At 59.5% G+C, this 24,790-nt stretch carries 25 protein-coding genes and 1 tRNA gene; 12 read left to right on the forward strand and 14 right to left on the reverse strand.

What is annotated here, in order from left to right:
- Positions 1-77 precede the first annotated feature (77 nt).
- Positions 78-350 carry a hypothetical protein gene (locus I2I05_RS11000; protein ID WP_196282297.1) on the reverse strand — a complete coding sequence of 91 codons (273 nt, stop codon included), beginning with the start codon at positions 348-350 and terminating at the stop codon, positions 78-80.
- Between the two features lie 166 nt (positions 351-516).
- Between I2I05_RS11000 and hutU the strand changes: the two genes are divergently transcribed.
- The 4 genes from hutU to I2I05_RS11020 all read left to right on the forward strand — a co-directional run bounded on the left by hutU (position 517) and on the right by I2I05_RS11020 (position 5,464).
- Positions 517-2,298: a urocanate hydratase gene (gene hutU, locus I2I05_RS11005; protein WP_230688277.1), complete on the forward strand. Its 1,782-nt coding sequence runs from the start codon at positions 517-519 to the stop codon at positions 2,296-2,298.
- 524 nt (positions 2,299-2,822) lie between these two features.
- Entirely contained in the window at positions 2,823-3,254 is a 432-nt protein-coding gene (locus tag I2I05_RS11010; RefSeq protein ID WP_196282298.1) for a hypothetical protein, read from the forward strand.
- 248 nt (positions 3,255-3,502) lie between these two features.
- Positions 3,503-4,198, forward strand: coding sequence for a hypothetical protein (locus tag I2I05_RS11015; protein WP_196282299.1), 696 nt, complete (start codon positions 3,503-3,505; stop codon positions 4,196-4,198).
- 435 nt (positions 4,199-4,633) lie between these two features.
- Positions 4,634-5,464, forward strand: coding sequence for a phosphatase PAP2 family protein (locus I2I05_RS11020; protein WP_196282300.1), 831 nt, complete (start codon positions 4,634-4,636; stop codon positions 5,462-5,464).
- Between the two features lie 40 nt (positions 5,465-5,504).
- Here I2I05_RS11020 and I2I05_RS11025 read toward each other — a convergent pair whose 3' ends face one another.
- Both I2I05_RS11025 and pncA read right to left on the reverse strand, forming a co-directional pair.
- Positions 5,505-6,344 (reverse strand): ion transporter, encoded by an 840-nt coding sequence (locus I2I05_RS11025; protein ID WP_196282301.1) that lies wholly within the window; start codon positions 6,342-6,344, stop codon positions 5,505-5,507.
- A gap of 59 nt (positions 6,345-6,403) precedes the next feature.
- Positions 6,404-7,027, reverse strand: coding sequence for a bifunctional nicotinamidase/pyrazinamidase (pncA, locus tag I2I05_RS11030; RefSeq protein WP_196282302.1), 624 nt, complete (start codon positions 7,025-7,027; stop codon positions 6,404-6,406).
- 93 nt (positions 7,028-7,120) lie between these two features.
- Between pncA and I2I05_RS11035 the strand changes: the two genes are divergently transcribed.
- Positions 7,121-7,990, forward strand: a complete 870-nt coding sequence (locus tag I2I05_RS11035; protein ID WP_196282303.1) for an SDR family NAD(P)-dependent oxidoreductase — start codon at positions 7,121-7,123, stop codon at positions 7,988-7,990.
- A gap of 53 nt (positions 7,991-8,043) precedes the next feature.
- The gene (locus I2I05_RS11040; RefSeq protein ID WP_196282304.1) at positions 8,044-8,832 is read left to right on the forward strand and encodes an arylamine N-acetyltransferase family protein; all 789 of its coding nucleotides are present in this window, start codon (positions 8,044-8,046) and stop codon (positions 8,830-8,832) included.
- Here I2I05_RS11040 and I2I05_RS11045 read toward each other — a convergent pair.
- The 3 genes from I2I05_RS11045 to mqo form a co-directional block, all read right to left on the reverse strand.
- On the reverse strand, positions 8,825-9,586 hold the full coding sequence (locus tag I2I05_RS11045) for a hypothetical protein (protein WP_196282305.1): 762 nt from the start codon (positions 9,584-9,586) through the stop codon (positions 8,825-8,827). The genes I2I05_RS11040 and I2I05_RS11045 overlap by 8 nt on opposite strands.
- Before the next feature lie 186 nt (positions 9,587-9,772).
- Positions 9,773-10,330: a GNAT family N-acetyltransferase gene (locus I2I05_RS11050; RefSeq protein ID WP_196282306.1), complete on the reverse strand. Its 558-nt coding sequence runs from the start codon at positions 10,328-10,330 to the stop codon at positions 9,773-9,775.
- A gap of 231 nt (positions 10,331-10,561) precedes the next feature.
- Positions 10,562-12,097: a malate dehydrogenase (quinone) gene (gene mqo, locus I2I05_RS11055; RefSeq protein WP_317192346.1), complete on the reverse strand. Its 1,536-nt coding sequence runs from the start codon at positions 12,095-12,097 to the stop codon at positions 10,562-10,564.
- Positions 12,098-12,231: 134 nt separating this feature from the next.
- Between mqo and I2I05_RS11060 the strand changes: the two genes are divergently transcribed.
- The gene (locus tag I2I05_RS11060) at positions 12,232-13,317 is read left to right on the forward strand and encodes an asparaginase (protein WP_196282308.1); all 1,086 of its coding nucleotides are present in this window, start codon (positions 12,232-12,234) and stop codon (positions 13,315-13,317) included.
- A gap of 152 nt (positions 13,318-13,469) precedes the next feature.
- Positions 13,470-13,557 (forward strand) — tRNA-Ser (locus I2I05_RS11065).
- Between the two features lie 151 nt (positions 13,558-13,708).
- Here I2I05_RS11065 and I2I05_RS11070 read toward each other — a convergent pair.
- Positions 13,709-13,975, reverse strand: a complete 267-nt coding sequence (locus I2I05_RS11070; RefSeq protein WP_196282309.1) for a hypothetical protein — start codon at positions 13,973-13,975, stop codon at positions 13,709-13,711.
- Between the two features lie 178 nt (positions 13,976-14,153).
- Between I2I05_RS11070 and I2I05_RS11075 the strand changes: the two genes are divergently transcribed.
- Positions 14,154-14,432, forward strand: a complete 279-nt coding sequence (locus I2I05_RS11075) for a hypothetical protein (protein WP_196282310.1) — start codon at positions 14,154-14,156, stop codon at positions 14,430-14,432.
- 79 nt (positions 14,433-14,511) lie between these two features.
- Here the strand turns inward: I2I05_RS11075 and I2I05_RS11080 are convergent, their stop codons facing one another.
- Positions 14,512-14,943 carry a hypothetical protein gene (locus tag I2I05_RS11080; RefSeq protein WP_196282311.1) on the reverse strand — a complete coding sequence of 144 codons (432 nt, stop codon included), beginning with the start codon at positions 14,941-14,943 and terminating at the stop codon, positions 14,512-14,514.
- 166 nt (positions 14,944-15,109) lie between these two features.
- Between I2I05_RS11080 and I2I05_RS11085 the strand changes: the two genes are divergently transcribed.
- Together I2I05_RS11085 and I2I05_RS11090 are read left to right on the forward strand one after the other, a co-directional pair.
- Positions 15,110-16,564, forward strand: coding sequence for an MFS transporter (locus I2I05_RS11085; RefSeq protein WP_230688278.1), 1,455 nt, complete (start codon positions 15,110-15,112; stop codon positions 16,562-16,564).
- A gap of 68 nt (positions 16,565-16,632) precedes the next feature.
- On the forward strand, positions 16,633-17,151 hold the full coding sequence (locus tag I2I05_RS11090; protein ID WP_196282312.1) for a DinB family protein: 519 nt from the start codon (positions 16,633-16,635) through the stop codon (positions 17,149-17,151).
- Positions 17,152-17,219: 68 nt separating this feature from the next.
- On the opposite strand, the gene I2I05_RS11095 is transcribed toward I2I05_RS11090, so the two are convergent.
- Both I2I05_RS11095 and I2I05_RS11100 read right to left on the reverse strand, forming a co-directional pair.
- Positions 17,220-18,884, reverse strand: a complete 1,665-nt coding sequence (locus tag I2I05_RS11095) for an amidohydrolase (RefSeq protein WP_196282468.1) — start codon at positions 18,882-18,884, stop codon at positions 17,220-17,222.
- Positions 18,885-19,115: 231 nt separating this feature from the next.
- Positions 19,116-19,886: an AMP nucleosidase gene (locus tag I2I05_RS11100; protein ID WP_196282313.1), complete on the reverse strand. Its 771-nt coding sequence runs from the start codon at positions 19,884-19,886 to the stop codon at positions 19,116-19,118.
- Positions 19,887-20,005: 119 nt separating this feature from the next.
- Here I2I05_RS11100 and I2I05_RS11105 point away from each other — a divergent pair, with 119 nt between their 5' ends.
- On the forward strand, positions 20,006-20,464 hold the full coding sequence (locus I2I05_RS11105) for a type I restriction enzyme HsdR N-terminal domain-containing protein (protein ID WP_196282469.1): 459 nt from the start codon (positions 20,006-20,008) through the stop codon (positions 20,462-20,464).
- A gap of 84 nt (positions 20,465-20,548) precedes the next feature.
- Here the strand turns inward: I2I05_RS11105 and I2I05_RS11110 are convergent, their stop codons facing one another.
- The 4 genes from I2I05_RS11110 to I2I05_RS11125 all read right to left on the reverse strand — a co-directional run bounded on the left by I2I05_RS11110 (position 20,549) and on the right by I2I05_RS11125 (position 24,778).
- Positions 20,549-20,839, reverse strand: coding sequence for a hypothetical protein (locus I2I05_RS11110; protein WP_196282314.1), 291 nt, complete (start codon positions 20,837-20,839; stop codon positions 20,549-20,551).
- A 152-nt stretch (positions 20,840-20,991) separates the two neighbouring features.
- Positions 20,992-22,899, reverse strand: coding sequence for an LTA synthase family protein (locus tag I2I05_RS11115; RefSeq protein ID WP_196282315.1), 1,908 nt, complete (start codon positions 22,897-22,899; stop codon positions 20,992-20,994).
- Positions 22,900-23,008: 109 nt separating this feature from the next.
- Positions 23,009-24,136, reverse strand: coding sequence for an alanine dehydrogenase (gene ald / locus I2I05_RS11120; protein ID WP_196282316.1), 1,128 nt, complete (start codon positions 24,134-24,136; stop codon positions 23,009-23,011).
- A gap of 123 nt (positions 24,137-24,259) precedes the next feature.
- The gene (locus I2I05_RS11125) at positions 24,260-24,778 is read right to left on the reverse strand and encodes a VOC family protein (RefSeq protein ID WP_196282470.1); all 519 of its coding nucleotides are present in this window, start codon (positions 24,776-24,778) and stop codon (positions 24,260-24,262) included.
- Between the last annotated feature and the right edge of the window lie 12 nt (positions 24,779-24,790).

Raw genomic sequence — 24,790 nt, forward strand, 5'->3', positions numbered from 1 at the left:
GCTTAGCCGATTCTGATTCTTAAACCAAAGGGATGCCCGTTATGCCAGCATGACGGGCATTTTTGGGTGCTTGCGGCTCAGCAGGCGCAGCTGAAATCCGGGTAGTCTGCGTAGCCGGGCGCGGGCTTGTCATCGATGCGAATGATATGGTCGAGCCGAATTTCCTCCCCCGATTTCAGGCGCATAAATTCTACTTTTTCGCGGATGAAAAATGTGTCAATCACGCCCGAGCCAAGGCAAAGTTGACGCAGGTCGTTGAAATACTGCAGGTCGACGCGGCGGCGCTGGGTGGCAGCGGCTTCCAACTCGTCGTAGAAGTGGCAATCGATGGGTTGGTAGTCAGTGCTCATGGTCAGAGAAGGAGAGTAAGAGGTTCGCCGCCACGGTAAGAAACGGCTTGGCGGTGCGGCCAGTTGCTTGCAGGTGAAATAGCAGAGGACGGAAATAGGTTTCGGAAGCACCGCTGCTAATGGCCACTTTCCTATCTTCGCCACCCCACCCAATCACCCAATTCCCATGCCCTCGACCATCCCCACCGAAACCACAACGCCCGAGCTCAACCTCGAAGCCAATTCACTTTCGCAAGCCACCGGCACCAAGTTCAGGGGCAACACCAAGCGCCCGATGTTCTACGAGTTTAAGCCCGAGGAAACCGTGCGCGCCGCACACGGCACCGCCCTGCGCTGCAAAACTTGGGAAGCCGAAGCCGCCCTGCGGATGCTGGAAAACAACCTCGACCCCGCCGTGTCGTTGGTTTATGATGAACTGATTGTGTATGGAGGTGCTGGCCGCGCCGCCCGCAACTGGAAGGAGTACCAAACCATCGTCAAAACCCTGAAAGAGCTAGAAGCCGACGAAACCATGCTCGTGCAAAGCGGCAAGGCCGTGGGCGTGCTCAAAACTTGGGCCCACGCGCCCCGCGTCCTCATTGCCAACAGCAACCTCGTGCCCGCCTGGAGCACCCAAGAGTACTTCGACGAACTCGACCGAATGGGCCTGATGATGTACGGCCAGATGACGGCTGGCTCCTGGATTTACATCGCTACCCAGGGCATTTTGCAGGGCACCTACGAAACCTTCGCCGCCATGGCGGATACCCATTTCGGCGGTAGCCTGCGCAGCACCATCACCGTCACGGCCGGCCTGGGCGGCATGAGCGGCGCCCAGCCCTTGGCCGTGACCATGAACGACGGCGTCTGCCTCGTCATTGAGCCGATTGACGAGCGGGTGAAGCAGAAAGTGCGCGAAGGCTACGTGGACGAGCAGGCTCGCGACCTTACCCACGCCCTGGAGCTGTGCGAACGTGCCAAAGCCGAGGGCAAAGGCTGGTCCGTGGGCCTCACCGGCAACGCTGCCACCGTGTTGCCGCAATTGCTGGACCTGGGCTTCAAACCCGAAATCGTGACCGACCAAACCTCGGCCCACGACCTGATGGATTACATTCCCGAAGGCGACGTAGCCGAAGTGCTGGCCCTGCGCGCCGCCAACCCCGAAGAGTTCAAAAAGCAAGCCCTGGCTTCCATCGTAAAGCACGTCGAAGCCATTCTGGAAATGCAGCGGCGCGGCACCATTGCCGTAGACTACGGCAACAACCTGCGCGGCCAGGCCGAAAAAGGCGGCCTAAAGGTGCGCGACGAAGCCGGCCAATTTCTGTATCCTGGCTTCGTGCCCGGCTATATCCGCCCGCTGTTTTGCGAGGGCAAGGGGCCCTTCCGATGGGCGGCTCTCAGCGGCGACCCGCAGGACATTCTGCGCATCGACCGCGCCCTGCTCGAAACCTTCCCCGATAACAAGATGCTGGCCCGCTGGATTGAAAAGGCGCAGGCCAAAGTGCCCTTCATCGGTCTGCCGGCCCGCGTGTGCTGGCTGGGTTATGGTGAGCGCGAGAAGTTCGGCCTCGTCATCAACGACCTCGTGGCGCGGGGCGAAGTCTCGGCTCCCATCGTCATCGGCCGCGACCACCTCGACTGCGGCTCGGTGGCTTCGCCCAATCGCGAAACGGAAGGGATGAAGGACGGCTCCGACGCCGTGGCCGACTGGCCCCTGCTCAACGCCCTGGCCAACTGCGCCAGCGGAGCCGACTGGGTGAGCCTGCACAACGGCGGCGGCGTGGGCATCGGCAACTCTACCCATTCCGGCATGGTGATAGTAGCCACCGGCACCCCTGAAAAAGCCGAACGCCTGCGCCGCGTTCTCACCACCGACCCCGGCATGGGCATCTTCCGCCACGCCGATGCCGGCTATGAGATTGCGCAGGACGTAGCTCGTGAGCGCGGCGCCAAGATTCCGGCGCTGTAGTAGGAGCGGGGCTTGCCAAGAAAAAATCCCGTCCTGCTGAGCGCAGTCCAATCGTCTCTCCCGCTTCATGCTGTTTCTTAAGAAACTGAGTAGCACCTACTGCGCCACCGAGCACAACTTCGAAATCATCGGTGAAGTCGTCGGCGTATCCACAGGGCCAACCCCGCGTTTCAGTTCTCATACACCTGCCAAATCATTCCCGCAAACGCATAGTGCACACCTACGGCACCGATTTCAATGAAATGTTATCGGGCCTTGTGGTGCGCCACCTGCCGTTGCTGATACAGGAAGTCACACATTGGCTGAATGCCAGTTGAGTCATCCTTTACTGCAAACCCAAAAGGCTCCGTTGCAACCGCAATGGGGCCTTCGGTTTGTCGTTAGGCTTGTCGCACTTTTGGCTTCGTATATGACGCGAAACGGGGCTGGCAGGGGTGAAATTCCCTCTTACTGCCAACTTCCAGTCTCGCCTGCTACTGCCGCTGCTTCCGCACCGTTCAGTTCGCCCCACCGTATGCTACGCCATGAACTACTATTTTCTGCTGATTCCACCCCTGGCTTTGGCCGCGTTCGTGGGGTTCTGGTGCTTGGTGGTGAAACTGGTGGCCCTGGGTGGCTGGCAGCGGCTGGCCGCACAATACCGCGTGGCGGCCCTGCCGCCGGGGCCGCAGTTCCGGCTGGGCCAAGCGAGCGTGGGTGGCGTGAGCTACCGCGGAGCCATGCAGGCAGGTGCTTCGGCCGAGGGCCTGGCCCTGTCCACCGGTTTCCCGTTCGGCACCGGGCACCCGCCGCTGCTCATTCCGTGGTCGGCGTTCGGGCCATTCCATTCCGAGCAATCCCTGTGGATGACGTTTTATACCACCGCCATTCAAACGGGCGCTGGCAACACGCTCACTTTCAAATTTGCCAGCAAAGACCTCATTGCAGCTGCTCGGCCGTGGATTCGCGTGGTGTGAAGGCCTGAGGCCGCCGCGTTGGTTGTGTCGGGTGGCGCGTGCAGCCTTTCACTCAAAGTCGCGAACTAAAATCGCTGCTTGAGAACGAAACCACGTATGCGTTTCGCAGTAAGCAAGGAAATCCTTGGCTGAACAAAACGGCAATGCTTTTACCTCCATCCAAATACCACGCATCCCGGCCCGTCGCCGCGGCCATAAACCGTACGCATTTGCGTTCGTTGGCTTTGGCGTATGGTCTACTTTGTGCGATGGCAACTTTGGGCTCGTGTTCCGAAGATAAGCCCCGCCGTTCCGATTCTGAGTTGCTGGTCGACCCGCCCGTTGCGCCGGTAGCAGATGGTACCACGGCTCCGGAAGAGGTCTCTGATGCCACTGTAACCGCCGCCTCCCAACGGCTTACTGGGGCAGGACGCCGCTACCAGGTGGCGGTGGGGACGGCATATTTTTTTGATTCTCCCCAGCAATCAACCCCCAACGGCCGCTATCTGCGACGCGGCGACGTGTTCTACGGTGAGGGCGAGTTGAACGGTTTCGTGAAAACCGGCTTTGTAACGCCCAATGGGGTCAAGAGTACCGGCTGGCTAAAGGTCCGGGAACTGGCCAGGATTTCGGCAGGCTCAGCGCCCGAAACAGCCCCTCGAGGGGGCGCTGCGAACCCGCCAGCTGCCGCTGCCAATGCAACTGCGAACGATGCCCGCGCAACCCCTGAGGCCCCTCTGCAGCCGGTCCCAACGGTGTCTAGCAATGCCCGAACCGCCGTGGTCCAGGTCGACCGGTCCTATTTCTACAACACGCCCGACCTCACCGCCCCCCGCAAAGCACACTGCGTGCGTGGCGACAAAGTGAGGCTGGGTGAAACCCGTGGTGAGGCAGTGTACGTGACGTTCACCAACTGGGAAAATGTGACGAGCACCGGTTGGATGAGAAGAGATGCCCTGCGCTAAAAGGCGAGCCAAAGTGGTTGTTGCTTAAGCCTTTTTTTGAATAAAAGCCGCTTATCGCCGTGCGGTGTTGCCGGTGTTTGCGGCTATTGGCCGCCGCCATTCGCACTGCCGAATCCCCCGTTCTGCCAACGGCCAATACTCAGTTTGTTAGCGCACTAGCAGGCGCAACGTGCCTATGCGATGGAACGCACGGCGAAGGTAACAGCGAATGGTGGAGGCGTGAAATGCGTAGGAGTCCTAGACTCAGAGGGAAATGCGGACGGCAACCGTATCGGGCTGTTATGGGATGTAAGTAACTGATTCACCAATTATTGAGGTGTGATAGAGCAATAATCACGCCCGGCCGCCGCACTGTTCAGCCTCAATCTTCGGCGGCGAAACTAACCTCATGCCGTTATTCCTCGTTTGAGCTTCTATTCAATTTCTTACACGCTTATGAAGCTCTTTTTCTCCCTTGCACTTTCGGGAAGTTTGTTTTTAGGGTCGGCCCCCGTTGCCACCGCTCAACAGTCGCCCTCGCCTTACCGCACCAGCTTCCTGGTAGATGGTTCCATCACCGCCGGCCTCACCGTGCTGACCGGCACTGGCTTGTACCTGGTTCAGCAAAAATCGGGACTGACTCCTGAGCAGCTTGCCGCGTTGGACCGCAACGATGTGCCCAAAATTGACCGGTTTGCAGCTGGCAACTACGATGAACGGGCCCAAACCGTCAGCGACCTACTCTGCTATCCTACGCTACTAATTGCGCCCGGCCTGCTGGCCCTGAACCCCGAAGTGCGCGGCCGCTACGGCCAAGTGTTGGGGCTTTACCTCCAAACCATGCTCGCCACCGACGCCATGTTCACCATGACCGTGGGCAACGTGTACCGGTACCGTCCCTACCTCTACGGCACGGAAGGCGGCGGCCGCCGTTCCGGCAAAATCGCAACCAATTCCTTCTTTGCCGGCCACACCGCTCATACGGCCACGGCCACGTTTTTCGCCGCCAAAGTTTTCCACGATTTCAACCCCGGTTCGACGGCTGAGCCGTTTGTGTGGGGTGCCGCGGCCCTCGTGCCCGCCGCCGTGGGCTACTACCGCCTAGAGGCTGGCAAGCACTTCTTAACCGATAATATCGTTGGCTACGCCGTGGGAGCTACCATGGGCATTGTGGTGCCGCAGCTGCACAAAGCCGGTAGGGGCCAGGGCGTGAGCATGGTGCCGATGCAGGGCGTGAATGTCAACGGCTATTCCTACAGCGGGCTGGTGTTGACGAAGCAGCTCTAGCGCAACTCGGTTTGCGCTAGCAATGGAGCTGGCATTGCGGCTAGAGTTTCTCGCCGCAATGCCAGCAAAATTCCGCGTCGGGCCGGTGTTCGGTGGCCCGGCACACGTGGCAAATCACTTGCTTGAATGCCGGGGATTTGTAAGGCGTTGTTTGGGTCCCCGCCATTTGGGCCGACACGATGCCGGTGGGCACGGCGATGATGGCATAGCCCATAATCATAAGCACGGAAGCCAGGGTCTGGCCAAGAACGGTGACAGGGGAAATGTCGCCGTAACCCACCGTCGTGACGGTTACGATGGCCCAATACACGCTTTTGGGAATGCTGGTAAATCCGTTTTCCCCCCCTTCGACCACGTACATCAGCGTGCCCATTGCAATGGTAAGCGTGAGCACAGCCGTCAGAAAGACCAGGATTTTGAATCGGCTGGCCTTGAGCGCCATCACGATAAATTCGCCCTCGCCCACAAACTGCCCCAGCTTAAAAATGCGGAACATGCGCAACAGTCGCAGCGTGCGAATGGCCACCAGGTAATGGCTGCCCGTAAGCAATAGGGCCGCCAGGGCCGGCACAGTGGCCAAAAAATCAACAATCCCCAGCCAGCTAAAGACGTAGTTGAGCGGACGGCGCACTACCAGCAGCCGCGCCAGGTATTCGAGGATGAAGAGAATAGTAAAAAACCACTCCGCTGCCCGCAAATAAGTGCCATACCGGGCATTTACCGTCCGCACGCTATCGAGCATCACCAAGGCTACGCTCAAGGCAATTACTACCAGCAACACAATGTCGAACAACAGACCGGCGCGGGTGTCCGACTCAAAAATAATACTGTAGCCGGTACGCTTCCAGCCTTTGTCGGTATCGCGGGGGCGCAAATCCATAGGTGATGCAGTAGAAGTGTTGAGGGTACCGGGCAGTAAGTAAGGATAAGTCCCGGAAGCTATTGCTGCGGGGAGTCCAGCAGGACACTGCTTTCCAGCAGCCTTGCCCCATTGCGCTGCAAATCAGCTAGGGCCGTCCGGAACCCGTCGGCGTTGATGGCCCGCGTGGCATCGGTCACCACGTAGGTAGCGAAGCCCATCGCTAGCGCATCCAGCGCGGAGAAATACACACAATAGTCGCCCGCCAGGCCCGCAAGGTATACGTCGGTCACGCCACGGCCGCGTAGGTAATCGGCCAAGCCGGTGGCTTTGCGGTGGCCATTGTCGAAAAAGGCGCTGTAAGAATCGATGTCGGGCGCCATGCCCTTGCGGAAAATTGCCTCCACCTGGCGCGTATCCAGAGCTGGGTGTAAGGCTACGCCGGGTGTCTCCTGCACACAGTGGTCGGGCCACAGGGTCTGGGGCAGGCCGTGCAAGTCAATTTGGTCAAATGGCGCTTTGCCTGCGTGGCTGCTGGCGAAACTCTGGTGCCCTGCCGGGTGCCAGTCCTGAGAGGCCACAACCAAATCAAAACGGGATTGCAAGGCATTGACCAACGGAATAATAGCATCGCCGTCGGGCACGGCTAACCGGCCCCCCGGCACAAAATCGTTCTGAATATCGATGAGCAAAAGGGCTTTCATAGGGGAAAGGTCGTGGGCAGAACGGAAAAACCAAGCATTGAGCCGCCAGTTACGTTTACGCAGTCAGTTACTCAACCACCCAAGAACCGTTTCATGCCCAGTCTTCCGAATCAAATCATCTTGGTTACCGGCGCCACATCGGGCATCGGCAAAGTCACGGCCACCAAACTGGCCCAAATGGGTGCGCGCGTGGTGCTATTGGCCCGTAGTGCCGAGAAAGCCGAAGCGACGCAGCGTGAAATAAAAGCAGTGGCCGGCCACGACCAAGTCGATGTGCTGCTGGCCGACCTAGCCGACTTGGCGCAGGTGCGCCGGGCCGCTGCCGAGTTCAACGCCCGCTACCCGCGCCTCGACGTGCTGGTGAACAACGCAGGGCTGATATTCGGGGCCCAGCGGCAGCTTTCCGTCGATGGCAACGAGTTGGGGCTGGCCACCAACCACCTGGGCCCGTTCCTGCTCACGGCCCTGCTGCTCGATAAGTTGCGCGCCAGCCCCGCCGCCCGCGTGGTCAACCTGGCGTCGATGGCCTACCACGTAGCCAAACCCAATCTGGCGGATATTCAATCGGCGCAGCGCTACAGCGCCATGCGGGTTTATGGCAATACCAAGCTCTACAACATCATGTTCACGCAGGAACTGGCCCGCCGCCTGCGCGCCCACGGCATTAGCAATGTTACTGCCAATGCCTTACATCCCGGCGTAGTGGCCAGCAACTTCGGGGCCAGTGCCGGTGGCTGGCTGAGCAAGCTCTCGCAATTGGGCCGCCCGTTCATGATTTCGGTGGAAAAAGGGGCGGAGACCAGCATTTTTCTGTCGTCGTCGCCCGAAGTAGCGGCCATTAGTGGCGGATATTTCGATAAGCAAAAACCCGTCGCGGTAAAGCATTCCTTCAACACAGCTGACCACGCCCGCCAGCTTTGGGAGGCGAGCGAGCAACTCACCGGTACACAGTTTCTGGCGTAATTAGGGCCGTTTTCTGCTCGGGTTTCTGCTCAGGCTCCATCCTTTTCCTGCTCATGGCTACCTCCATCATCGATTTGGCCGCCTATTCGGCTCGCGTGAGCTACCAGGGCCCCCTCACGCACTCCTTGGAAACGCTCATTGGGCTGCACCGGGCGCAAGCCTTCAGCATTCCCTTCGAGAACCTCGACATCCACCTAAACCGGCCCATCCAACTCGACCCCGCCAGCTTGGTGCAGAAGCTAGTGCATGAGCGGCGGGGCGGCTACTGCTACGAGCTCAATGGCTTGTTTCGATTGGTATTGCAGGAACTGGGCTTTGCGGTGACCTGCTTGGTGGGACGCAATCTGCTCGCCGGATATCCGTTGCGTCCCCGTGCGCACCAGGTGCTGCTGGTGGATGTGGACGCGCAGCCGTGGCTGGTCGACCTGGGTTTTGGGACCAATGGGCTCATCGAACCCATTCCGTTGGTGGCGGGCCCCGAGCACCAGCAGTTTTTCGACCGCTACCGCCTGCAAGCTGCGCCGCAGCACAACTTCCAATTGCAGCTGCATATGCAGGGCCAGTGGCAAAGCCTCTACACCTTTACTCTGGACGAGGCCCAGCCCAGCGACTTTCAAATGATGAATTTCTACTACTCGCAGTCGCCCGATTCGCCCTTCCGCAAGCAGCGCATCACCACGCTGGCTGCGCCCGGTTTCCGCGTGAGCTTGGTTGACCAAGAGCTTAAAACGAGACGTGCCGATGGCAGTATTGCCACCAGCACGCTAAATGAGGCCAGCACCTATGCACTGGCCTTGGAAACCAATTTTGGTATACGGCTGCCGGGCCGGTTGCCTATTTAGCCGGAGCGGGGTCGGCGGCGTGGAGCACGGCTACCCAGTCGGCGTCCGTTTTGGGTTTTTTCTGGTCTACTGCGGATTTTAGCGCCGCCGCCAGGGGTGGGGCGGCGGCAGTCAAGGGCTTCAAGCCAAGTTTTACCGGTACCAACTTGGCCTCGGGCGTGCGCAAGTAGTACACCGACTTGTCTTCGATTTCGTCGAAACGACGGTCTGAGCTATACGCGCCTTGGAAATCAGCCTTTTTTAAGCTCTTTTGGTAGTGCTTCAGCAGCGTGTAGCGGCCTTCGTGCAATACTTCCACATAATCGGTGCGGTGCCGGTCGAGGGGCGCTTCTAAAAAACGGCGAAACTCCCGCTGCCGCGCTGGGCCAAAAGGCGAGGCCGGTTCTTGCAGCACAAAACGCACCACTTGGCGGTCGTCGAGCTGCAGCGAGTCGTTGGGTCTGGCCACCGTTCGCATCAGCAGGCGGTGCTCCAATACGTCGTATTTCAGCGGCACCGGCGCCAGCGGCAGGTTGTTGGTGAGGGTAATCTGGGCGGGCAGCCACCGATTCTCGGCGTAAGGCGAGCCTTTCAGGCCCTCGCTGGCGCCCCGGGGCACCACGGTAGGAGAGCCCGAAGCCAGCGCGGCCAAGTTGGCTTGGGCGGCTGCGCCGTCTGGCACGGTGCCGGCTTGCTGCGCCTGCGCGCTGGCAGCACCCATTAGCAGAACGCCAACCAGCGAAGCGTGACGCAGATTTATTTTGGTAAGAAACATGAGGAAAGGAATAAACTGGGTGAATTTATTTCGGATTAGCAGCGCGCTTTGCAATTATCCCGCCGATTTAGGAATTGGCCAACTGCGTTGTGCAGCAAAATTTTAAAGCTTGCCGGAACGGCCGTTGCCAATCCCGGGCATTTTGCGCGCACAAGAAAGGAAACAATTCGGTTAGAAAAGACGCCGTTAGGCTGCCGATGCGCTGAGTGGGGCTTGCAGCGCCTGCCATTCAGCTTCCAAAATGCCCATTTCAATTAAGCTCCAATAATCCTCGCCGTGCCGCACCACGTCGCGCATCACGCCTTCCTGCACGAAGCCGGCTTTGAGGTAGCAATTGATGGCGGCGTGGTTGAAATCGTACACGCCCAGGCTAATGCGGTGCAGTTTCAGGTCTTCGAAGCCGATGCGCAGCAAGGCTTTTATCATGGCTTGGCAAATGCCCCGGCGGCGCTCGGTGGTTTTGCCCACCAGCACGCGGGTGATGCGCCCGGCCCGGTCGCGCTGGCTGATGCCACCGAGGGAAATATGGCCGACCGTCACCCCGGTTTTTGAATCCACCGCTTTGTAAATGAACACGCTGGGGTCGGCCAAGTTGTTCGAGTCCTGAACGTACCAGGTTAGTCCGGCTTCGGTGAGGGGAAACGAAAACATGGAGCCGCTCCATTCTTTCATCAGCCGCTCGTCGTCGACCCAGTCTATGAGTTGGTTAAAATCAGCAGGGGTGAAGGCTTCCAGTACAATCATAAAAACGCGGCGAAGCGAAGGACGGGGCGATAAATAAGCCCGCAAGATAAGCCTCCGGTCGGGCTGTAAGCTCAACCGGCCGGCGGGCCTGCTTGTTAACCCTTAAATATCGCAAATCCTCCCTCGTTTTCACGGGTTTATTGAGCAGCACGACTCTGCTTACAGCTCGTTTGACGCAAGCGCATATGTAGGGGCGCCGAGCAAGGCGAGTATTGCCCCGCCGCGGCTTGGCTACGCATCGAGCTGGAGCAGGTGGCGGCTGCGCTCCCGCACCGCCGCCGTGAGCGCCGGGTCGTCGGCCAGGGGCTGGCCGAAGGACGGCACCAGGGAACGGAAGCGGGCCTGCCACGCCGGCGTAGCGGCGCGGTCGGGGAAGCACTTCTGCACCAAATCGAGCATGATGGCCACGGCCGTGCTGGCGCCGGGCGAGGCGCCCAACAGGGCCGCAATGGAGCCGTCGGCCGCCGTCACCATTTCAGTGCCGAACTCGAGCACGCCGCCCGCCTTTTTGTCTTTCTTGATGACCTGCACACGTTGGCCGGCCACCTCCAGCTGCCAGTCGGCGGGGTTGGCGTTGGGGTAGTACTCGCGCAGCGCAGCGGTGCGGTCTTCTGGCGATTGCAGCACCTGCCCGATGAGGTAGCGCGTCAGTCCCAGGTTGCGGGCACCGGCGTAGAGCAAGGGCCGGATGTTGCCCAATTCAATTGAGCGGAATAAATCGGTGTACGAGCCTTTCTTCAAAAACTTGGTGCTAAAGCCGGCGTACGGCCCAAACAGCAGCTCTTTGCGGCCATTGATTTGGCGCGTGTCCAGGTGCGGCATCGACATGGGCGGCGAGCCCACGGCCGGCTTGCCGTACACTTTGGCCTCGTGTTGGGCAATCACGGCGGGGTTTTGGCACTTCAGCCACTGCCCGCTCACGGGGAAGCCCCCGAAACCGTTGGCCTCCGGAATGCCCGTTTTTTCGAGCAGGGGCAGCGTGCCGCCCCCGGCCCCAATGAAAACAAAACGACTCCGCACGATGCGGCTTTCGTCCGTGGCTACGTTGCGAACTTTGAGCCGCCAAATACCGTCGTCTTTGCGCCGGAAGTCTTCTACCTCGTGGCCCAGGTTGAAATCGACGCCCGGCAAGCCTTTTACATAGTTAGACATGGTGCGGGTGAGGGCGCCAAAATTCACGTCGGTACCGATGGCCATGCGGGTGGCGGCTACCGGCACGGCGGGGTCGCGACCGTTCATTATCAGCGGCACCCAAGCGGCAATCTGGGCGGGGTCGTCGCTGAATTCCATGCCCTGGAATAGGGGCGAATGGAGCAACGCGGCGTGCCGTTTGCGCAGGTATTCCACATTAGCCGCGCCCCACACAAAGCTCATGTGCGGAATGCTTTGAATGAAGGAAGCCGGGTCGGGCAGCACGCCTTCCTGCACCAGCGAGGCCCAAAACTGCTTGCTGAGTTCAAACTGTTCGGCAATTTTATCGGCTTTGCTGATGTCGATGGAGCCGTCGGGGCGCTCGGGCGTGTAGTTCAGCTCGCAGAAAGCGGAGTGGCCGGTGCCGGCATTGTTCCAAGCATCGGAACTTTCGGCGGCCACGGCATCGAGGCGTTCGTAGCCGGCAATGGTGAGGTTGGGGTCCAGGGATTTGAGCAGCACGGCGAGCGTGGCGCTCATGATGCCAGCGCCAATGACAATGACGTCGGAAACAGGTTTCGCAGGGGATTGGTCCGTTGGGGTCATAGAAAAAGGAATAGAAGGGCCGCAAGCAATACGAAAGCAGCTAGCGTTGGGCTATTGGTTGCCGAAAAAAACCGGTGGCCTACCTTGCACGGGTGAACAATAACTTCGGGGCCCCGGCCGCAACGAAGGACTGCCCTGCCGACCCACCGCGCTTCCCGCTTCCCATGCCCGACCTTGATTTACCGCTGCTGCCGCTTCCCACCCGCGTCGATGCCACCAATACCGCAGCCCCGCGGCTGCTCATCATCTACACCGGCGGCACGGTGGGCATGGCCGTGAACCGCACCGGCGAACTGGTGCCCATGCAGTTTGGCCGCCTCGACCGCAAGATGCCGGAGCTGGCGCGCCTGCCGTACCAAGTGGCGCTGCTCAGCCTGCCCGCGCCCATCGACAGCAGCAACGTGACGCCCGCCGACTGGCTGTTTCTGGCCCAGCTTATCGGCCGGCACTACACCGACTTCGACGGTTTCGTCATCCTGCACGGCACCGACACCATGGCCTACTCGGCCGCTGCCCTGAGCTACGTGCTAGAGCATTTGGGCAAACCCGTGGTGTTTACCGGGGCGCAGGTACCCGTGGGCGCCAACCGTTCCGATGCCCAGCGCAACATCATCACCGCCCTGGAAATTGCCGCTGCGCGGCATCCGCGCGCCCACACCGTGCGCGTGCCGGAAGTGTGCGTGTTTTTTAATGATATCCTCATTCGCGGGACGCGCGCCAAAAAGGTTGAGAGCCAGCAGTTCGCGGCCTTCAAAAGCGAAAACTACCCGCCGCTGGCCCGCGCCGGCATTGGCCTGGAATTTGACGACAAAAGCATTCGCATGCTGCCAGGTGCTCGCCTGAAAGTGCACACCAACCTGGAAACCGGGGTGGCGGTGTTGCGCCTTTTTCCGGGCATAACGGAGGCAGTGGTGAGTGCCATTCTGGGCATTGCGGGCCTGAAGGGCTGTGTGCTCGAAACCTACGGCTCGGGCAATGCGCCCACGGCGCCTTGGTTTTTGCAGTGCTTGGCCGACGCCCGCGCCCGCGGCGTGTGGCTGCTCAATGTGAGCCAATGCGAGGAAGGCCGCGTGGTGCAGGGCAAGTACGAAACCAGCGCCCGTTTTGCGGAAATGGGCATCGTGGGCGGCGAAGATATCACTACCGAAGCCGCCGTCACCAAGCTCATGTTTGTACTGGGTTTGGGGCTAGGGGAGGAGCGCACCCGGCAGCTCTTGGCGCAGGACCTGCGCGGCGAAATCACGCTGTAAGGGAGAGGTTTAGGTAGCGGTTCGAAAGCAGCGGCTGGTGAAGGCCCTTGCTGTGGTTGGGCTTGGTGCCCACAACTTTTCGCCGATAACCGGGACTGGCTTACTGATAACTGCCCTTCCCGCCCTATATTTGCCCCATCAACCACCATCCTTGAGGGGTGTCCGAGTGGTCGAAGGAGCACGCCTGGAAAGTGTGTATGGCTCAAAAGGTCATCGTGGGTTCGAATCCCATCCCCTCAACAGTTTGCCGAAAAAGCCTCGCTAAGCCTTCCGAATGGAAGTATAGCGAGGCTTTTTTCTTGGAAAGTTGGCAACGAAGCCGCCGGCTTACACCCATTTCAGGACGGGCAGCGCAATGCGGGCTGCCCGTCGGCAGGCAGCAGTAAATGCATTAATTCAACCAAACTCGCTCGATTATCTGAAACCGATGCGGCGCAAACGCGTTGAAGTACGGTGCCTCGCCCTCGAAGCCGAGCACGTGCACCAAGGCAATGCCTTCGGTCCGGCTTTCGGCAACGCGTACGGTGTAGATGCCGCCTTCTACCGGCCAGTCGCCAACATGCTTGGCGGGCCGATTATCGGCATCTACGCACACCGCGTAGTCGAGATAGGGGGCAGTGGTGGTGGCTTCGGCAATGGTGTGGTTGGAGACTTCCATGGTAGGGCTGAATTGGCAGTGAATATACACCTCCCTCGCCTTGAGGGTTCAACTGCCCGCATAGTTACATCAAAATCATATCAGAGAAAATGGAATTTAGAAACAATAACCTGGGTTCAGCAAGCATCTCATGAAGTTCAGAAACGACGACTCAGAGCGCGAATTCAGCAAGAATAGCATGAAATCAAAAACAAGCAGAATAGAATTTAAAACGGTACAAGCTTACTACTGCGGCACCGTCGAGGCGGCCGATTGGCTACCCGGCTGGTCTTACGATTTAGAAATTTGTGAGCACACCGGCCAAGTGACGTACCGCCAGCCCGGTACCAACCACACCGAGCAAACCCTGCCCGTAGAGGCCTTTCAGCAGGTGTGGCAGCTGCGCCCTGCGCCCGCTACCGGCACCGGCGGGGGAATATTTGCCCGACTCATGGGCGTATTAAACAAGGGAATTTAGGAGTAAATGTCATAAAAAAACGCCCCGGCTACTCATAGTCGGGGCGTTTTTTTATGACAGCATTCGGAGCTGGATTTCCTTACTCAGCCGTGACTTCCGTCACTGTGAGTTCGGTGCGAGCCGTGTCGGGCGGGCGCGGAAAGGTGACGGACTGGTTGCGGCTGGCTCCGGGCGCTAGGCCTGCAAAGCGGCCGGTAGCGGTTTTAATTACCTGGTCTTGGGCATTGTAATACTTCACCGCATAGCGGCCCTCCGTGATTTCAGCCACCGTAGCCCGGTTGGTGAACACGAATGTGTAGCCGGTGGGCCGTACCTGCAGCTGGGTTGCAACCAAGCTGCGTATATTTTGCAGCTCGTAGCGGAGCAGCTCGGCCACCAGGCGGCCGTGTTCGGGGCTGTGCAGGCCCGCTTGGCGGTAGGCCGCGGGGCTGTCGATGACCGGGTTACCGGTTTGGGCAAGAGCAGAAACGGAGGAAAGCAACCCCGTTAGGATGAGCAAATAACGCGTCATTGTCGAAAAGGAATACAAACTAATATTTCGCGAAGATAAGTTGGCCCGAGTGCCGAACTGCCCGCGTGGCAACGCCGCAGCCCATTTACCTCTTCGCTATGCGCAACGCAAGCGCTTAAAACCCGTTACCTTGCCCGGCAATACCGCACCAACCGCGCCCCCACTTATGGCCTCCTCCCCAATGCCGACGGCTGTTCCTGCCGCCGTCGAAAAAGACAACAAACGCACCACCACCGGCTGGACGTTCTACGACTGGGCCAACTCGGTGTATCCGTTGGTCATTACGAGCAGCATTTTCCCCATTTACTGGAGCTCGGTGGTGAAGGAGGTGACGCACACCGACTCGGGCAAAACGCCGGTAGACTTCCTGGGCATGCACATTCCCGGCACCTCGCTGCAGAATTATTCGGTGTCGGCCGCCTTCCTGATTATCGCGCTGATAAGCCCCCTGCTCACCTCGCTGGCCGACTATTCGGGCCGCAAGAAGCTCTTCTTGCAGGTGTTCTGCTACATCGGGGCGGCCTCCTGCGCGGGACTGTATTTTTTTGAACCCAGCACGTTCACCATGGGTGTGTTTGTGTTCATCATGGCCACGATTGGCTTTTCCGGCTCCATCGTGTTCTACAATTCCTACCTGCCGGACATTTCCTCTGAGGAAAAGTTTGACTCTCTCTCAGCGCGCGGGTTTTCGATGGGCTACATTGGCTCGGTGCTGCTGCTGGTGATGTGCCTCGCTCTTATTCAAGGGCCCGAAATCATGGGCGGGCCCAAGGGCGTGGCCATGTTTGGGCTAAGCGTTGGGAAAGCCACGCAGTACAGCTTTTTGCTCACGGGCCTGTGGTGGGCGGGCTTTGCCCAGATTCCTTTCGCGACGCTGCCTCCCGACCCGGGCCGCCCGGCCGGCACCACTTCCGACGCCGGCTGGCTGCTCAATGGCTTCCGGGAGTTGGGCAAAGTGTGGCAAGAAACCAAGCAACAGCCCAACCTCAAGCGCTTTCTCCTGGCGTATTTCACCTACAATATGGGCGTGCAAACGGTGATGTACGTAGCCACGCTCTTCGGTTCCGAAGAATTAAAGCTTGACACCACTGCGCTCATTACCACCATTTTGCTGTTGCAGCTAGTAGGCATTTTGGGCGCTTATCTGTTTGCCAAGCTTTCGGAGCGCATCGGCAACACCCGGGCCCTGAGTTGGGCCGTGTTCATCTGGATGCTGATTTGCATTGCGGGCTATTACGTGCAGGCCGGCTGGTCGTTCTATTTGCTGGCCTCCATTATCGGCCTCACCATGGGCGCGGTGCAGAGCCTGTCGCGCTCCACGTATTCCAAGATTATCCCCGAAAATACGCCCAACTCGGCCGCTTATTTCAGCTTTTTTGATGTGACGGAGAAAGTGGGTATTGTCATCGGCTTGGTCGTGTTTGGCGGCATTTCGCAGCTTATGGGCGGCAACATGCGCTACAGCATCCTGGCCCTGATTGTCTTCTTCATTCTGGGGCTGATTTTTCTGTTGCAGCTGCGCGGCCGTAAGCTGCGCGAAGATGCTCCGACGGCTTCTGCTGTGCTGCCCGGCCCACCACCAGCTTCGGCCGTAGCCAGCATCCCGGCCACGGTTAAATAGACTACCCTCGAGCTACAGCGGCATACCAGCGGCCCGCGCGTTCACCAAACCCACCCCCACCTCCTCGCATGCATACCTCATCCCTTCAGCAAAACATCCTGGCAGAGCTCGACCACGAGCTGGCCAATACCCGCCGAGTGCTCGAGCGGGTGCCCTTCGAGCAGGCCGATTACAAGCCCCACCCGAAGAGCATGTCTTTGTGGCAGTTGGCGTCTCATGTGGTGAATTTGTTGGCCTTCAAAACCCTGTTTGTGAATGCCAATTCCCGCGACTTTCTCGACCCCAATGCGCCCAAGCCCGGCCCCACGCCCACTTCGCACGAACAGCTCATGGCCCGCTTCGATGAGTACAGCAAAACCCTGCTCGATTCGCTGCACAGCAGCGACGACGAGAAGCTCACCAAGCACTTCCAGCTCACCCGCGGCGAGCAAGTGCTGATGGACCGCCCCAAGGGCGCCGCCCTGCGCATCATGGGCCTGAACCACAGCATTCACCACCGCGGTCAGCTCTCCGTGTATCTGCGGCTGTTGGATATTCCGGTGCCCGGCCTCTACGGTCCCAGCGCCGACGAGCAAGGGGCATTTTAACCTTGAGTAAAGAATACAAAAAAGCCGTCCTGCAGGACGGCTTTTTTGTATTCTGTTTATTCGACTAACTATTTTCTCACAAACACCTGCTGGCCGCCAATCCAGGTTTGTAGTACGCTGGCATTGCGCAACTGCTCGTTGGGGGCCGTGATTAGGTCCGTTCCCATCACCACAAAATCGGCCAGCATGCCGGGCTTGATTTGGCCTTTGCGCTTTTCTTCGAAGCCGGCGTGGGCGGCCCAAGTGGTCATGCCGCGCAGGGCGTCGGGCCGGGAAATGGCGTTTTCCATCTGGAAGCCGCCTTTGGGGAAGTTCTTGGCATCCTGCCGCGCCACGGCGGAGTGGAAGCCATAGAGAGGGTTGATGTCTTCCACCGGAAAGTCGGAGCCCAAGGCCAACTGGCCGTACTGCTTGAGTAGCTCCTGGTAGGCATATGCCGTTTTGAGGCGCTCGGCGCCGAGGCGCTCCCCGGCCCAGTACATATCCGAGGTGGCGTGGGTGGGCTGCACCGAGGGCACGATGCCGAACTGGCCAAACTTGGGCATGTCAGCCGGCGTGATAACCTGAGCGTGCTCGATGCGCCAGCGGCGGTCCTTTTGGCCTTTCAGCGCCTCGCCGTAGATGTTGAGGATAATGCGGTTGGCCGAGTCGCCGATGGCGTGGGTGTTCATCTGGAACTTCGACGCGGCCAACTCCTTAGCCAAAGCGCGGTATTCCTTTTCGGTGGAAAGCAGAAACCCGGTTTCCTTAGGTTTATCGGCGTAGGGCTTTACCAAGCAGGCTCCGCGGGAGCCCAAGGCGCCGTCGGCATACACCTTAAAGGAACTTACAGTGAGTTGGTCAGTGAGAATGGGGCCGGTTTTCAAGTAATGCTCGCGGTTGGGCGCCGTGGGGTTCAGCATGGCGTAGAGGCGCATCTTGAGCTGGCCCTGTTGCTGCAGGGCAGCCATTTGCTCCACATCGGCACGGTCGAGGCCGGCATCGGCGAGGCTGGTGAGGCCCACGGCCAAGCAGTTTTGCTGGGCTTGCAGTAGCAAGCGGGCTGCTTCAGCGGGGGAGGGGTCAGGGATTTTGCTGCTTACGAGGCGCGTGGCATTGTCTACTAGCAGGCCGGTGAGGCGGCCTTGGGCATCGCGCGTGATGGTGCCGCCGCTAATGGGCGTGCTGGCCGTGACGCCGGCCAGGTCCAGGGCTTTCTGGTTGACCACGGCGGCGTGGCCATCGACGCGGGTGAGGAGCACGGGCACATCCGGAAACAGTGCGTCCAGGGTGTCTTTGGTGGGGAACTGCTTGTTGGGCCAGTCGTTCTGGTCCCAGCCGCGGCCGGTGAGCCAAGCAGCCTGGGGGTACTTTTTCCGGTTCTCCTGCAGCTTTTGCACGACGGCTTTCCACGAAGTCGTTCCCACCAAATCGGCGCTGGGCAGGGCCAGGGCGTAGCGGTAGAAGTGGCAGTGCGCGTCGTAGAAACCGGGGTAGACGAATTGGCCTTTGGCGTCTACTTCCTTCGCGGCACTGAAGCGGGATTTGAGGTCGGCTGTGGAGCCCACGGCTACAAACCTTCCGTCCTTCACCGCAAAAGCTTCGGCTTTTGTAAACGTGGAATCGACGGTGTACACGGTGGCGTTGGTCACGAGCAAATCCACGGTTTCCCGCTGGCTCTGGCAGCCAGCCAGCGCGCTCAGTGCCAGAACTGCCACTCCCAACTTCTGCCCCAAAGGCTTGGTAAAGTTCATCATGCGTTTTGCTTGGTTTTTGAAATTCTGCACAAGTACGGCACGAAACCAGAACGCTACGAAACCGGGTGTTTTTGACAAGGCTACCCCCGAAATAAGAACGTCATGCCGAGCGGAGCCGAAGCATCTTTACCTCGCCACTAATCAAGGTTAGTACGGCGGTAGAGATGCTTCGACTTCGCTCAGCATGACGTGCTATTTTTAGCTGCTGGCGCAGCTTTACCGGGCTTCCTACTCGAAGCGCATGTGCTTCACCGATTCACCGGAGAACTGCAGTTCCTGCAGCGACTCGATGCCAATTTGCAGGTGGCGCTTGACGAAATCGATGGTCACCTTAGAATCTGATTCCGAGGTTTTCACGCCCTCGGGTGTCATGGGGTTGTCGCTCACGAGCAGCAGGGCGCCGTGGGGAATGTCGTTCATGAAACCGACCACGAAAATGGTCGCTGTTTCCATGTCCACGGCCATGGCGCGCACCCGGCGCAGGTAGTCCTTGAATTCCGTGTCGTGCTCCCACACGCGGCGGTTTGTGGTGTACACGGTGCCGGTGTAGTAGTCCAGCTCGTGCTTTTTAATCATGGAAGACACGGCGCGCTGCAACCGGAAAGAGGGCAGGGCCGGAATCTCCTTGGGCAAATAATCGTCGGAAGTACCGTCGCCGCGAATGGCCGCGATGGGCAGGACCAGGTCGCCGAGCTTGGTCTTTTTCAGGCCGCCGCACTTGCCCAGAAACAGGGCCGCCTTGGGCTTGATGGCCGAGAGCAAATCCATCACCGTGGCTGCCATGGGCGAACCCATGCCGAAGTTGATGATGGTGATGCCGTTGGCCGTGGCCGTTTGCATGGGCTTGTCGAGGCCGCGCACTTCGCAGTCGAACTGCTCGGCAAACATGTACACGTAGTTGCTGAAGTTGGTGAGCAGGATGTACTGCCCAAACTCGTCCAGCGGCACGCCCGTGTAGCGGGGCAGCCAGTTATTGACAATTTCTTCTTTGGTCTTCATAAGGAGTGACGGATTGGTTGAGCGACTGAGTAAATGATGAGAGAAAGGACGCAAAACCCGATGCCACTCAGTCGCTCAGCTACTCAGTCACTCGATTTGGCCCCGTACCTTTGGAGGTGATGCAAGCTCTGGACCTGCCGCCTTTCGACGCCAAACTTACGCAATCGGCCACAAATCAACCACTCATCTGGGATGGCCTCCGCCGTAAACACGTCGTGCTCACGCCCGAAGAGTGGGTGCGCCAGCACGTGGTGCACTACCTCGCCGACCACCTCGGCTATCCGCGCGGCTTGCTGGCCCTGGAGCGCGGCCTACGCTACAACCAGCGCCGTAAACGCACCGATTTGCTGGCCCTTGGTCCCGATGGCAAGCCCCTGCTGTTGGTGGAATGCAAGGCGCCATCGGTGCCCATAACGGCCGCGGTGGCCCGCCAGGCCACTACCTACAATCAAACCATCGGGGCGCCCTTGTTGCTGCTCACCAATGGGCTGGTGCACTACTGCTGGCGGGTGGATTTTGAAACGCGCACCAACCAGCGGCTGGAAGAGATTCCGGCTTATGCCGTGGCGGTGCAATAGCCGTCACCTAGCTGTTTGATACAGCAAAAAGCCCCGCTGCAACTTGCAGCGGGGCTTTTTTTGCCTATTGAGGCTGGCTTAGAACTAGTCGCGGGCCTTAATCTTCTTCTTGTTGCGCTTCTCTTTCACTTTGCCTTCAGCGGGAGCCGCTTGCACGACGGGAGCAGGCGTTACCACGGTAGTGGCGGGCTGCACGGTGGTCGTGGTCGACTCGGTGGTCGTCGTGGATGCGGGGGCTGGGGTCACTACTGCGGGAGAAGCGGGCGTAGCCGGCGTAACCGTGGTTTGCTGGGTGGTGGTGGTGCTGGTTTGGGCACTAGCTGCGTAGGCACCCGAAACCAAGAGAAGTGCGAGGAGGGAGATTTGCTTTTTCATAGTATCAGTTGGTAAGAGAAACAATAACCCAACGTTTGCTCAACGCTGGTATTGGGTTGCCTCTAACGGTAAAATATAATATTGGGTTCAATTTTCGGATTTCAAGAATACCGTTCTGCGTAGCAGTCGCCTTCAAAGCAGCTCATAGCCTGCTACTTGTATAGCCGGTTGTCTAGAAGCCCGTTGACGTAAAACTGCACCATTGCGCGCACCTCATTGCCGTATTTGCGAACCAGTGCCGGGTCCGGGTTTGCCAGCGGGATGGTAGGAATGAAATGCGTTTGGTAGGGATAGAGCTGCACCGTGTTGTCGTCTTTCAATTCGGTGACAAAATCAGCGTGGACCAGATAATACGAGTTGCCATCGCGGAAAATAGCGCGGCCCTGGCTGGTCGAATCAAACACGGAGGAGCCGAAGGGCAGCAGATACTTTTGCTCGGTTTGCAGGCCGAGCGCATCGAGTACCAGCGCCGGAATATCGGCTTGCTGCGTAATGCGGTGGGGGTTCGCAGCGGGCAGGCGATGGCCGGGCCGAAACAACAGCAAGGGCGTTTTGTGGTAGCCCAGCGGATTTTTGTAATTCTTGCGGTCGGTTTGCGAGGTATGGTCGGCCGTCAGAATAAAAAGCGTGTTCCGATACCAGGGCGCCTGTTGGGCCACCTGAAAAAAGCGCCGTAAGGCAAAGTCCGAGTACGCAATGGTGGGATGAATGGGCAGCGTACCCGCCGGAAATTTGCCCGTGTGCTGCGCCGGTATCGTGAACGGGTCGTGGGCGCTGAGCGTGAAGAGCGTAGCAAAAAACGGCTGCTTGGTACTGCCGAGCTGCCGGTTGAAATACTGCAGGTAAGGCTCGTCAAAAATGCCCCAATGCCCATCGTAGTCGGGACTGCGGGCCGCGCCGGGGTACTCACTAAGGCCGTAATAGCGTTGGATACCGGCAATGCCGGCAAACATATCGAAGCCCATGGTGCCGTTGGTGCCGGCGTGGTAGATGGCGGTGGTGTAGCCGCGGCGACCCAGAATTTCGCCCAGCCCGTGGAGCTCCGCCGTCTGGAAGCTGGAGGTAATAAACGGCTCGTCCATGAGCGAAGGCAGCCCCGAAAGCACCGCCGGCAGCGCTTCTATGGACCGGCGGCCGTTGGCGTAGTGCTCACGCATCAGCAGCGCGTCGGGCGCCGTGGCCAGCGAGTCGAAAAAAGGCGTGTAGCCGCCCAGGCCACCGTTTTCGACGCCCGTATATTCGGAAGCAAAACTTTCGAGCAGCAAGACCACCACGTTGACGGGAGCCGCGGGCGTCGGCCGTTTGGGAAGCGGCACAGAACCGAGCGCGGCCCGCAGACTGGCCTCAGTGGAGAAATAGTTTTCACGTTCCACCTTGGCTTGGTCCACAGATTTGAGTACCGTGAAGGTGCTGTTCAGCACCAGGTGGCCTAACACGGCGGGCTGTTGCTCGAACGCCGCGCCCGAACGCAGAGGCTTGAGTTGCCAGCCGCCCCGCAAACCCAGCACCACAAGGCCCGCCAGCAGCACGACCTCAACGCCGCGTTGCAGCCACGGCCGCCGGCCGGCCCGGGCTGCAACCTCCGCTGGGGTAGGCATGGGGCACAGCCACCACAGCAAATACACCAGCCCGCCCAGCGGCAGCAGCAAGTACCAGTAGTGCTCCACAATTTGCCCCGATTGGCGCATGATGTCGTCGCCCACCGTGGTAAACTCGTTGCTGAGCCGCCGGCCAATGAACTTGAAGTACTCCCAATCAATCACATTCAACAGAAACCCCGGCATGTTCAGCAGCACAAACAGCCCGCGCAGCCACCGCTGCCCGCGCCGCACCGAAACCGGCACCAGCAGCGAGAGCACCACCAGGGGCAGGTTGAGCCACAGAATGGCGGCAACATCGAAGCGTAGCCCGTGGGTAAACGCCAGAAAAATGGAGCTGGGGTCAATGCCCCGGAACGTACCGCGGTTGAACAGGTAAAACCCCAGCCGCAGGAGTGTGTAAACGCCCATCAGCAGCGCAAAGCGGCGCATTAGCAGGCGAATGGCAGGTGAGGGAAGCAAATCGATGGGGATTGAATTGGAAAAGCGCAACAACAAAAAAGCTTAAGTAGTGCAAGCAAAAAGCCTTCCCGACTTGCACCGGGAAGGCTTTCTATTTGTACTGGCGGCCCTAAACGGAGGCCAATTCTAACACGGTTTCCACGTTTACGAGGGGCAGGCCCCACGCGTCGGCTACGCCTTTGTACACCACCTCGCCGTGCACCACATTCAGGCCGAGGCGCAGGGCCTCGTCGCGGCGGCAGGCTTCCTGCCAGCCCTGGTTGGCCAGTTTCACGGCGTAGGGCAGGGTGGCGTTGGTCAGGGCCAGGGTGCTGGTGTAGGGCACCGCGCCGGGCATGTTGGCCACGCAGTAGTGCACCACGTCGTCGATGATGAACGTGGGGTTTTCGTGGGTGGTGGGATGGCAGGTTTCAATGCAGCCGCCCTGGTCCACGGCCACGTCAACCACCACGGTGCCGGGGCGCATGGTCTTCAGCATGTCGCGGGTGATGAGGTGCGGCGCCTTGGCACCAGGAATCAGCACGGCACCCACAATCAGGTCCGACGTTTTGATGGCTTCGCGGATGTTGTACTCGTTCGAGTACTGCGTCACCACGTTCTTGGGCATGAAGTCGTCGAGCTCACGTAGCCGGTTCAGGCTGATGTCCATGATGGTCACCTGCGCGCCGAGGCCGGCGGCAACTTTCGCCGCCTGCGTGCCTACCACGCCGCCGCCCAATACCAACACGTTGGCGGGCTTCACACCGGGTACGCCGCCCAGCAAAATGCCGCGGCCTTTCAAAGGCTTCTCCAGGTACTTGGCGCCTTCCTGCGGAGCCATGCGGCCGGCCACTTCGCTCATCGGAATGAGCAGGGGCAGGGCGCGGTTGCTGAGTTCTACGGTCTCGTAGGCCAGGCAGATGGCCTTACGCTCAATCATGGCGTGGGTCAACTCTTCGCCGCTAGCAAAGTGGAAGTACGTGAAGAGCAGTTGGTTCTCCTTGATGAGGGGATATTCTTCGGCAATTGGCTCCTTCACCTTGATAATCATCTCGGCCTGCTCGTACACATCGGCGATGGTGGCGAGCATGGTGGCGCCGGCCGTTTGGTACTCTTCGTCCGAGAAGCCGCTGCCTTCGCCGGCGGTGGTTTGCACCAGCAGCGTGTGGCCGTGCTTGCGCAGCTCGGCAACGCCGGCGGGCGTGAGGCCCACGCGGTTTTCGTTGTTTTTAATTTCCTTAGGAACGCCGATTATCATGAGCGGAGTGGTGGGAGTGGAGGTAAAACCAGTAGGTGAGAATTCTGAGTGCAAAGATAAGCCGCCGCCGCTTGCTCGCATGGCACAGAATGTTGCCCTTATCGGTGCTGAATACAGGGAAAGTTATTTCTCCGCTAGCAGCCCGGCCATGTCCATGGGGCGGGTATACATCTGCACGCTGCCGTCCGGAGCCATGGGCCACTGGTGCTGCGGCCGGTCCCAGTACAACTCCACGCCGTTGCCGTCGGGGTCGTCGAGGTAAATGGCCTCCGAAACGCCGTGGTCGGCCGAGCCGGTGATGGGGTAATTGGCGGCCGCCAACTGCCGGATGGCCTGGGCCAAATCGGACCGCGTGGGGTAGAGAATGGCGGTGTGGTAGAGGCCCGCGCCCTGCTTGCGGGCGGGTGGCCCACCCAGGCTGTTCCAGGTATTTAGCCCGATGTGGTGGTGGTAGCCCCCGGCCGAAATAAAAGCTACTTGGTTGCCAAATCGCTGCATGACTTTAAAGCCCAGAATGTCGCGGTAAAACGCCAGGGCTTTTTCCAGGTCCGTGACCTGCAAGTGGATGTGGCCGATGCGGGTTTGCGCGGGGACTTCGTAAGAAGCCGGCTCTTTAACGGGGTTTGATGACTGGTTTTCCATGTTGAAAGCGGT

This window comes from Hymenobacter jeongseonensis, from assembly GCF_015694725.1.
Lineage (GTDB): Bacteria > Bacteroidota > Bacteroidia > Cytophagales > Hymenobacteraceae > Hymenobacter > Hymenobacter jeongseonensis.

Excerpts from the sequence above, each read along its gene's own strand:
- I2I05_RS11040 (WP_196282304.1), top strand. The coding sequence starts at position 8,044 with ATGGCTACCTCCATCATCGATTTGGCCGCCTATTCGGCTCGCGTGAGC.
- I2I05_RS11095 (WP_196282468.1), bottom strand. The coding sequence starts at position 18,884 with ATGAACTTTACCAAGCCTTTGGGGCAGAAGTTGGGAGTGGCAGTTCTG.
- I2I05_RS11015 (WP_196282299.1), top strand. The coding sequence starts at position 3,503 with ATGGCAACTTTGGGCTCGTGTTCCGAAGATAAGCCCCGCCGTTCCGAT.
- ald (WP_196282316.1), bottom strand. The coding sequence starts at position 24,136 with ATGATAATCGGCGTTCCTAAGGAAATTAAAAACAACGAAAACCGCGTG.
- I2I05_RS11085 (WP_230688278.1), top strand. The coding sequence starts at position 15,110 with ATGGCCTCCTCCCCAATGCCGACGGCTGTTCCTGCCGCCGTCGAAAAA.
- I2I05_RS11090 (WP_196282312.1), top strand. The coding sequence starts at position 16,633 with ATGCATACCTCATCCCTTCAGCAAAACATCCTGGCAGAGCTCGACCAC.
- I2I05_RS11035 (WP_196282303.1), top strand. The coding sequence starts at position 7,121 with ATGCCCAGTCTTCCGAATCAAATCATCTTGGTTACCGGCGCCACATCG.
- I2I05_RS11010 (WP_196282298.1), top strand. The coding sequence starts at position 2,823 with ATGAACTACTATTTTCTGCTGATTCCACCCCTGGCTTTGGCCGCGTTC.
- pncA (WP_196282302.1), bottom strand. The coding sequence starts at position 7,027 with ATGAAAGCCCTTTTGCTCATCGATATTCAGAACGATTTTGTGCCGGGG.
- I2I05_RS11075 (WP_196282310.1), top strand. The coding sequence starts at position 14,154 with ATGAAATCAAAAACAAGCAGAATAGAATTTAAAACGGTACAAGCTTAC.
- I2I05_RS11060 (WP_196282308.1), top strand. The coding sequence starts at position 12,232 with ATGCCCGACCTTGATTTACCGCTGCTGCCGCTTCCCACCCGCGTCGAT.
- I2I05_RS11025 (WP_196282301.1), bottom strand. The coding sequence starts at position 6,344 with ATGGATTTGCGCCCCCGCGATACCGACAAAGGCTGGAAGCGTACCGGC.
- I2I05_RS11080 (WP_196282311.1), bottom strand. The coding sequence starts at position 14,943 with ATGACGCGTTATTTGCTCATCCTAACGGGGTTGCTTTCCTCCGTTTCT.
- hutU (WP_230688277.1), top strand. The coding sequence starts at position 517 with ATGCCCTCGACCATCCCCACCGAAACCACAACGCCCGAGCTCAACCTC.
- I2I05_RS11100 (WP_196282313.1), bottom strand. The coding sequence starts at position 19,886 with ATGAAGACCAAAGAAGAAATTGTCAATAACTGGCTGCCCCGCTACACG.
- I2I05_RS11000 (WP_196282297.1), bottom strand. The coding sequence starts at position 350 with ATGAGCACTGACTACCAACCCATCGATTGCCACTTCTACGACGAGTTG.
- I2I05_RS11105 (WP_196282469.1), top strand. The coding sequence starts at position 20,006 with ATGCAAGCTCTGGACCTGCCGCCTTTCGACGCCAAACTTACGCAATCG.
- I2I05_RS11020 (WP_196282300.1), top strand. The coding sequence starts at position 4,634 with ATGAAGCTCTTTTTCTCCCTTGCACTTTCGGGAAGTTTGTTTTTAGGG.
- I2I05_RS11070 (WP_196282309.1), bottom strand. The coding sequence starts at position 13,975 with ATGGAAGTCTCCAACCACACCATTGCCGAAGCCACCACCACTGCCCCC.
- I2I05_RS11110 (WP_196282314.1), bottom strand. The coding sequence starts at position 20,839 with ATGAAAAAGCAAATCTCCCTCCTCGCACTTCTCTTGGTTTCGGGTGCC.
- I2I05_RS11045 (WP_196282305.1), bottom strand. The coding sequence starts at position 9,586 with ATGTTTCTTACCAAAATAAATCTGCGTCACGCTTCGCTGGTTGGCGTT.
- I2I05_RS11050 (WP_196282306.1), bottom strand. The coding sequence starts at position 10,330 with ATGATTGTACTGGAAGCCTTCACCCCTGCTGATTTTAACCAACTCATA.
- I2I05_RS11125 (WP_196282470.1), bottom strand. The coding sequence starts at position 24,778 with ATGGAAAACCAGTCATCAAACCCCGTTAAAGAGCCGGCTTCTTACGAA.